Raw genomic sequence first — 7,871 nt, 5'->3', positions numbered from 1 at the left:
CGGCAACTACGGCGAGATGTACGACCGCAACCTGGGCCCGAAGACGCCCTATTATATCGACCGAACTGGCACCCCCAATGCCTCATGGGTTAACGGCGGGCTCCTGTACTCGCCTCCTTGGGAGTAGGCGGAGTTCGGCGTCGATCAACATGTCAGCGGTAGGCTTAGCAAGTGGCGACGCTACCCAAAACGTTGATCGACGCCGAAGTTGGTTCGACCTGGCGCAGTACTTGATCTGAGGAACTTGAATGCCTGACCTCCGCCATAAAATCCGCGAATGCGTTGAGCAGACCCCCTTTGTGGATACTCACGAGCATTTGATCGAAGAGCGACAGCGCGTCGAGGGAGTAGTACACCCGAGATTTTTCCAGTCAAACGATTGGTCTTATCTCTTCCAAGACTATGCTGCGGAGGACCTTGTCGTCTGCGGTATGCCACAGAAAGACTTTCAAAGCTTCTTAAACCCTAGCCTCAGGAGCGAAGAAAAATATCTCCTAGTGGCACCGTACTGGGAACGGATAAGGAATACGGGTTACGGACTGGCGCTTCGTCACACTTTTCGTGGTCTTTACGGCGAAATCGACCTTACAAGCGATACGTTTCCGCAGATTGCGGAAAAGTACCACGAGTTCGTTAGGCCTGGCTTTTACACGGATATTCTGAGGCGTTCGAATATAGAATTTTGCCACGTAAACGCGTTGCAAAGTTCGTTCATGGAGAGTGCTACACCTAATATCCTTGCGCAAGACCTCAGCATTCTAAGTCTTTGTCGGTGCAGTGCCGCGGATTTCGTGCGAATCGAGGAAGAAACGGGATTACGCCCGAACTCGCTCGACGAATGGCTTTCGATTATCGATGACTATTTCCGAAGGTACGGGTCCAAGGCCGTGGCGGTGAAGTGCCAGATTGCGTACACTCGTGCCTTAGATTTCGCTCCAGTCACTAAAAGTCTTGCCGCTCGCCTTTTCCCGAACCAAGCGGATCTTATTGGGGCTCGCCATTCGCTTGGCGCAGATGATCTGAAAGCAGTGCAAGATTTTCTCTTTCGATATTGCATAGGTAAGGCTGAAGAGTATGGCTTGCCGGTGAAGTTGCACACGGGATATTTGGCTTCAGTCGGCGTCATGCAAGTTGACCGCGTCCGACGCAATGCATCTGACCTCTGTCGCTTGTTGCAGGACTATCCGGACGTAAACTTCGTGTTGATGCATATTGGGTACCCGTATGAACATGAGTTTATTGCGCTTGCGAAGCAATACCCAAATGCGTACATCGATATGTGCTGGGCATGGATGCTAAATCCTGTCGCGAGCACCCGCTTTTTGACCGAATTTTTGGTCGCGGTACCATCGAACAAGATCTTTACGTTTGGTGGCGACCTTGTAGCCGCCGAACCCATTTACGGGCATGCTATTTTGGCACGACGCGGTATCGTCGAGGCTGTGCACCAACTCGTCGCGAGCGGGTGGCTCGCTGCCGAGGACATGCCGACGCTGATCGAACAAATCATGCGAGGGAATGCGCACCACTTCTTTCCGAACAACCCTTGTGGTGTGGATGCGTGAACTGCAGGCGCTAGCCCCTCTTATGCACGACGATGGGCTTTGAGGCTGGCGGATGTGGCTTAAGCAATTGATTTGGCGTAGGAGTCGGTTGCTTAGGCCAACCCTCCCACCGCATCTCGCGAGCCACACCCCGCCATGACCGAGAATACGTTGCTGCCGCTGTCTTTTCCAGCCGTCGGACGCTAGAAGATCACAGCTGCGTTTGACGGCGTCCGCATCACCTCGGGTGGCGGCGTCATGCTTCTGGCCGCAGCCGAGCGTCGCTTGCAATTGGCCGACAGGCTGGCCGCGGTGATCCACGATCGGCGCGATCCAGAGCGGGTGACGCACGGCATGGCCGACGTTCTGCGCGCCCGCATTCTTTGCGATCGCGTGCGGCTACGAGGACGCCAATGATCTCGACCGACTGCGTACCGACCCGGCCTTCAAGCTCGCCTGCGGGATTGACCTGTGCTCGCAGCCGACCTGCTCGCGGCTGGAGAACCTGCCTGACCTGCGCACCGTCATCCGGCTCAGCTGGGTGCTGGTCGATCTCTGGCTGTCGAGCTATGCCGCGCCGCCCGCAAGCGTCACGCTTGTCGACATCGACGACACGGTGGATGTCGTTCACGGCCATCAGCAGCTCTCGCTCTTCAACGCCCACTACGACGAGCGTTGCTTCCTGCCGATCCACATCTACGACGCCGCGACAGGACGCACGGTCGCCATGATCCTGCGTCCTGGCAAGACCCCGGCGGGCAAGGAGATCCGCGGCCATATGCGCCGTCTCGTACGCCGCATCCGCGCCCGCTGGCCGACCACCCGCATCCTGATCCGTGGCGACAGCCATTACGGCTGGGCGCAAGTCATGGCCTGGTGCGAGAACAATGCGATCGACCACCTCTTCGGCGTACCCGGCAACAAGGTTCTGCAGCGGCTCGTCGACGAGAGCGCCGACGACATCCGCACCCGCCGCGCGCTCGAGCGCAAGCCTGTGCTGCGCGGCTATGCCGAGACCGCTACAGGGCGAAGTCCTGGCAGGCCGAACGCCGCAGCGCTCGCATCGAGGCAACCACCCTCGGCCTCGACATCCGCTTCGTCGTTGCCAATCTCGACAAAGGCTCCGCCGAGCACATCTACGACGTTCTCTACTGCACCCGCGGCCAGGCCGAGAACCTGATCAAGATGCACAAGAGCCAGCTCGCCTCCGACCGCACCTCCTGCCGCTCACCGATTGCCAACCAGGTCCGTCTTGTCCTGCACACCGCCGCATACTGGTTGATGCTCACCCTGCGCGGGGCGGCGCCCACGACCCATCATATGCGCAACGCCGAGTTCGCTACGCTGCGGCTCAGGCTGCTCAAGCTCGGCGCCCGCGTCATCGAAACCGTCTCTCGCATCCGCCTGGCCTTCGCCGCCGCCTGTCCCGAGGCAAGTCTGTTCAGGGCGATCGCCAGCAATCTGCTACCGGCAGGACCATGACCGCCGGCGCAGCAGACCCCGCCGAAACCACACAGCCTCCACCCTCCAGCGCGTTCACAAGTCCAGACACAGCCGCGGTGAAAAGGACGCCGAGCCGCCACCTGTCCGCCGCTCAGCGGAAAACAAACCCAGATCCGTCATGAATAAGCCGGGCTAGGGCGTGTCGAAGGATGACATGAAGATTTGAAAAGAGCGGTCGATCTCCGCCTGCCTAGAACGGCGGGACTCGCCGCGGTTCCTCGCGCTCGCAAGGTCGATCAACGCGCGTTTCTCGGCACAAGTGCGTGGCTTCCGCTGCCGTACGCGCCCAAGGCTCCCGTTGAAAATCTTCTGCCGCCGCCGCAGCTTTGACTGGGCAACGACTGTCTCCCTTGAGATCTAACGTCATGGGGCCAAGAGCTCCGTATCGCAATGTGCCTGTGGGCGTCACCACCGAAAACCCGCGGATCACCAAGGGTCCACAATGAAATCAAACTAGAACTTTCGAGCGCGAGTACAGAAGGATCGACAGTCGTCCATTTGAGGCCCAATACGACCCAAGATCTACAGTTAATCTGGAAGGAACGCAACGCACGTGGAAATTCGGAGAGAGGGGAGATTATCGGATCGGTCAGCCCGTTCTGGGCTGGCACCCCCCCGGACGGCATCGCAGTATTGTGAAACGCGTTTGATGTCAGTGTTTGAGCACGCGCGATAGGAACGTCCGGGTGCGCTCGCTATTCGGTTTGTCGAAGATCTGCGCGGGCGGCCCCGCCTCCACGATCGCACCATTATCCATATAGATAACGCGGTCGGCAACTTCGCGGGCGAAAGCCATCTCATGCGTGACAATCATCATTGTCATGCCATCAGTGCGGAGCTCGCGCATGACGTCCAGCACCTCGCCGACCAATTCTGGATCGAGTGCCGAAGTGGGTTCATCGAATAGCATAACGTGCGGCTCCATCGCCAGCGAACGGGCAATCGCGACGCGCTGCTGCTGGCCGCCCGACAGCTTGCCGGGATATTTTTGCGCCTGATCTCGCAGCCCGACACGTTCGAGCAGACGCATTGCGATAGACTGCGCCTCGTCGCGCGACTTGCCGCGGACGCGCATCGGAGCAAGTGCGATGTTTTCCATCACCGTCTTGTGCGGAAATAGGTTGAACTGCTGGAAGACCATTCCTACGCCGCGCCTGATTTGATGGAGGGCCTTCTCGCCCCCCCCGAATTCCAAGTCCTTGATCGTTGGCATTGAAAATCCGTCAACCACCAAGGAACCGCTCTCATGCGTCTCCAGCCCATTGACGCAGCGAATCAGTGTGGACTTGCCCGAGCCGCTGGCGCCGATCAGAACCAGCACCTCACCGGCCGCCACCGACAAGGTCACGTCGCGCAATGCCTGGAACGAACCATAAAACTTGTTTACCTTGTCAAAGGCTACCATCGCCGGCTCAGACTCATCGGACCGTATTATCATCAACGCGTACTCCTATGCATATGGGCCTCCATCCGGCGCGATCCAAAAGTAATTGCCGAGCCGATAACGAAATATACAGCGAACATGAATACGTAGACTTCATTTGTCTGACCACTGGCATTTGGATCTGCTAATATCAATTGTCCGGCGCGCAGGAAGTCCATCAGTCCGATGATAAACACAAGCGTCGCGCCGTTGAAAACGTCGAGCACGTTACCGACCAGCGCCGGCTGGACTACCCGGAGAGCCTGCGGCAGAACTATTTCAGTCGCAATCGTCCAGGCCGACATGCCCAATGAGCGAGCCGCTTCCTCCTGACCGCGCGGCACGGCTTGAAACCCGCTGCGCACATATTCGGCCACATAAGCGGCATTGAAGATGGTGTATCCGACCATGCCGCGGGCAAGCGAGGATATCGAAATTTCCGGCATGAACAGCGGCGCGGTGATCCAGATCCAGTAGACGACGAGGATCAGCGGCACCGACCGCATCACCTCGATGTAGCCAGTGCAGCAGGCCCTCAGACTGGGATTTTTGCTGGAGCGGCCGAACGCGAGCACAATGCCGAGCGGCAGAGACGCCGTTGAAACGACGACCGTGAGCATGATGCTGAGCAGAAGTCCACCCCAGCGGTCAAGCCCGGGCGGAGCCAGGACCAATACTGCAGCCGCGCAGGCAGTCAGCCATATAGCTACACCAAATCGGCGCGACCAAGGCAGTTGGATGGAGCCGACCGCAGTGCACAGAATGGCAAGCGTCAACCAGGCACGCCATGTTTGCTCCACCGGATACATCCCGAATAGCAGCAACCGAAGGCTCTCGTAAATCCTTGCCCAGTGTGCCTCCCAGATGACCCAATGCAGCAAGACCACTGAAAGCCAGCCAAGCGCTGCGGCGATGAGTATCGAAAGAATGGAATCAATAGGGTTCGCAAAAAGGTTGCGGCTGGCCCAGCTATGCAATGTCGTGACCATCAGGCTCTCTCCAGGGCGAACCGTCTATTTACAACGTTCGTCAACGCGCTGATTGCCCAACTGAGGAGCAGGTAAACCCCCATGACGACAATGACGGTCTCGAAATCCCGGCCAGTCTGGTTGGCCACAGTGCCGCTAACGCTAAACAAGTCCGGAAAGCCTATCGCAATTCCGATGGACGTATCCTTTGTGAGGCTGATATAGCGGTTGGTGAGAGAAGGTATGATAATTCGGAATACTTGTGGAAGGACGATGTCTCTGATCGTATCGCGCCGCGACAAACCCAGTGCCGCCGCCGCTTCCCACTGCCCCTTAGACAAGCCTTCGATTGCACCACGAACGATCTCAGAGATGTAGCCTGCGCTGTTTACCATGATGGCAATCAGGATAGCTGACATTTCTGGCGTGAAGTGCAATCCGCCGGTCGCGCCGAAACGTCCAAGCACCGGCAAATCAAGATCAATACGCAAACCTGTCGCGTAACTCGCACCAACGAAACATAGTCCGGCGCCCAATAGCGCGATGCGCCACCGCGCAGGGAAGCGGCGCAGGCACGCTGTCGCCAGGAAAGCGATTGCGACGGCGACCAATAGAACTGACGCGGGCCCCGAGCTCTCGGCTACGTGTGGTAGCGGCAAAAAGATTCCGGATTGCTCTGCAACAAACCATCTATGGACGGTTGTTGTGCTCGCGGCCGAAGGCAACTGCAGCAACACCGCAAAATACCAGAACATCAGCTGGATCAGTATGGGCGTGTTCCGGATGAATTCGCCAATCGCGAAGGCCAGATTCCGAACTAGCCAATTGGTCGACAAACGAAAAACGCCTAAAACAACTCCAATCATTGTCGAGGATGCGATGGCCAGAAGGGCAACTTTGACCGTGTTGAAGAGGCCCGCTTCCAGCATCTCCAGATTGGATGATGCGGCGTCCACAGTATCGAAAATTGGCGCCCACCCGCTCCAGATGGGCGCCAACCCCTCGCTTATGCTGAATCGGGAAGGTGCAGACAAATAAGCAAAACTGAAGTCGATGCCACGGCTTGCTAGGTTTTGTTGGATCGCCCACCCCCCTAGTATTACAAACCCAACAACGGCCGCTACTATGGCACCATGAGTCAGCTTGTATCGCACCCAAGCAACGTATCGCTTAGCCGATGGCGTTGCGCGCGAGGATCGTTGATCGACGCCGAACTCCGCCTACTCCCAAGGAGGCGAGTACAGGAGCCCGCCGTTAACCCATGAGGCATTGGGGGTGCCAGTTCGGTCGATATAATAGGGCGTCTTCGGGCCCAGGTTGCGGTCGTACATCTCGCCGTAGTTGCCGACGGCTTTGATCATATCGGCCACAAAGCTATTGGATACGTTGAAGTCCGTGCCGAAACCGCTCTCCGCGCCGAGAAACTTTCGGATGACCGGATCGGATGATTTTTTCATCTCCTCCACGTTGGCAGCCGTGATACCCCACTCCTCCGCCTGAAACAGCCCGAAGACAGTCCATCTCAACAGGTTGCGCCATTTCGAGTCATTCGCAGCGACGAAGCCGGCAAATGGCGATTTGCCGGTTCCTTCCCGGAGGATTTTGTAGTCTTCGGGTTTGGGGGAGCTGCCGCGCCAACCGGCTAGGGCAGTTTTGTCCGTTGCCATCGCGTTGCACCGGCCGCTGCCCAAAGCCGCAAACACCTTGTCGTCGGAATCGAACGTCAAAACCTTGATGTTCGTTATGTTCTGAGACTTGAATAGGTTCGCAAGGGCAACCTCTGTAGCGGTTCCCTGTGTCGTGCAAATCGTTCCACCGGCAAGATCCTTAACCGTCTCAACGCCGGATGACGTCTTTACCATAAACCCGCCGGCATCGTAAAAGTAGAGCGGCAGAAAATCGACTGCGATCGCCGATTCTCGAACAGGATAAATAGTGGTAGAAAAATAGCCGACGTCTGCCTGCCCCGTCGTCACCGTGTTGAAACGGCTCTTGCCAGTAACAGTTACAAACTTGACTTTGTCCGGATCGCCCAGAACGGCAGCTGCCGTAGCACGGCATAAGTCAACGTCCAATCCTTCCAGCTTTGACGTCTTGGGATTAAGATAGCTGAAGCCCGGGATGCCATCGCCGGTCGCGCAGTTGAGCACGCCGCGCTGCTTGACGTCATCGAGCACAGAGGCTCGGGCAGATGGTGTCGCCGCAACAGCAAGTGCAAGTGCAGCGCAGAAGTAACCCATAGTTGATATTACACGCATGGCCTCTAGTTCCCCTGATTATTGTTAACATTCTTGGTGCCTTGTGCCTGGAGGAAGGTCCAAGGGAGCTTCAGGAAAGCACGGCCTCTTTTGAGTGTACAGAATATTTCAGCATTTCGCAGATAGGCACCGTCGATTGCTGCGATAGTTCCGACCTATTTGTCTTCCTCGGTTA

General features: G+C 57.3%; 5 protein-coding genes and 1 pseudogene. 2 read left to right on the top strand and 4 right to left on the bottom strand.

Going from position 1 to position 7,871, the window contains the following annotated elements:
• Positions 1–248: 248 nt before the first annotated feature.
• Positions 249–1,565: an amidohydrolase family protein gene (locus AC04SF_RS37135; protein ID WP_488481845.1), complete on the top strand. Its 1,317-nt coding sequence runs from the start codon at positions 249–251 to the stop codon at positions 1,563–1,565.
• A gap of 189 nt (positions 1,566–1,754) precedes the next feature.
• Positions 1,755–3,026, top strand: a pseudogene (locus AC04SF_RS37130) (IS1380 family transposase).
• 673 nt (positions 3,027–3,699) lie between these two features.
• Here AC04SF_RS37130 and AC04SF_RS37125 read toward each other — a convergent pair.
• From AC04SF_RS37125 to AC04SF_RS37110, 4 genes are all read right to left on the bottom strand, one after another.
• The gene (locus AC04SF_RS37125; RefSeq protein WP_488481844.1) at positions 3,700–4,452 is read right to left on the bottom strand and encodes an amino acid ABC transporter ATP-binding protein; all 753 of its coding nucleotides are present in this window, start codon (positions 4,450–4,452) and stop codon (positions 3,700–3,702) included.
• A gap of 32 nt (positions 4,453–4,484) precedes the next feature.
• Positions 4,485–5,459, bottom strand: a complete 975-nt coding sequence (locus AC04SF_RS37120) for an amino acid ABC transporter permease (protein ID WP_488481843.1) — start codon at positions 5,457–5,459, stop codon at positions 4,485–4,487.
• Complete coding sequence (locus tag AC04SF_RS37115) at positions 5,459–6,436, bottom strand: ABC transporter permease subunit (protein WP_488481842.1); 978 nt, start codon at positions 6,434–6,436, stop codon at positions 5,459–5,461. Before AC04SF_RS37115 ends, AC04SF_RS37120 begins: the two co-directional genes overlap by 1 nt.
• A gap of 222 nt (positions 6,437–6,658) precedes the next feature.
• The gene (locus AC04SF_RS37110; protein ID WP_488481841.1) at positions 6,659–7,696 is read right to left on the bottom strand and encodes a transporter substrate-binding domain-containing protein; all 1,038 of its coding nucleotides are present in this window, start codon (positions 7,694–7,696) and stop codon (positions 6,659–6,661) included.
• Between the last annotated feature and the right edge of the window lie 175 nt (positions 7,697–7,871).

Source organism: Mesorhizobium sp. CNPSo 4671 (assembly GCF_057784245.1).
This window is presented reverse-complemented; position numbering and strand designations above follow the sequence as displayed.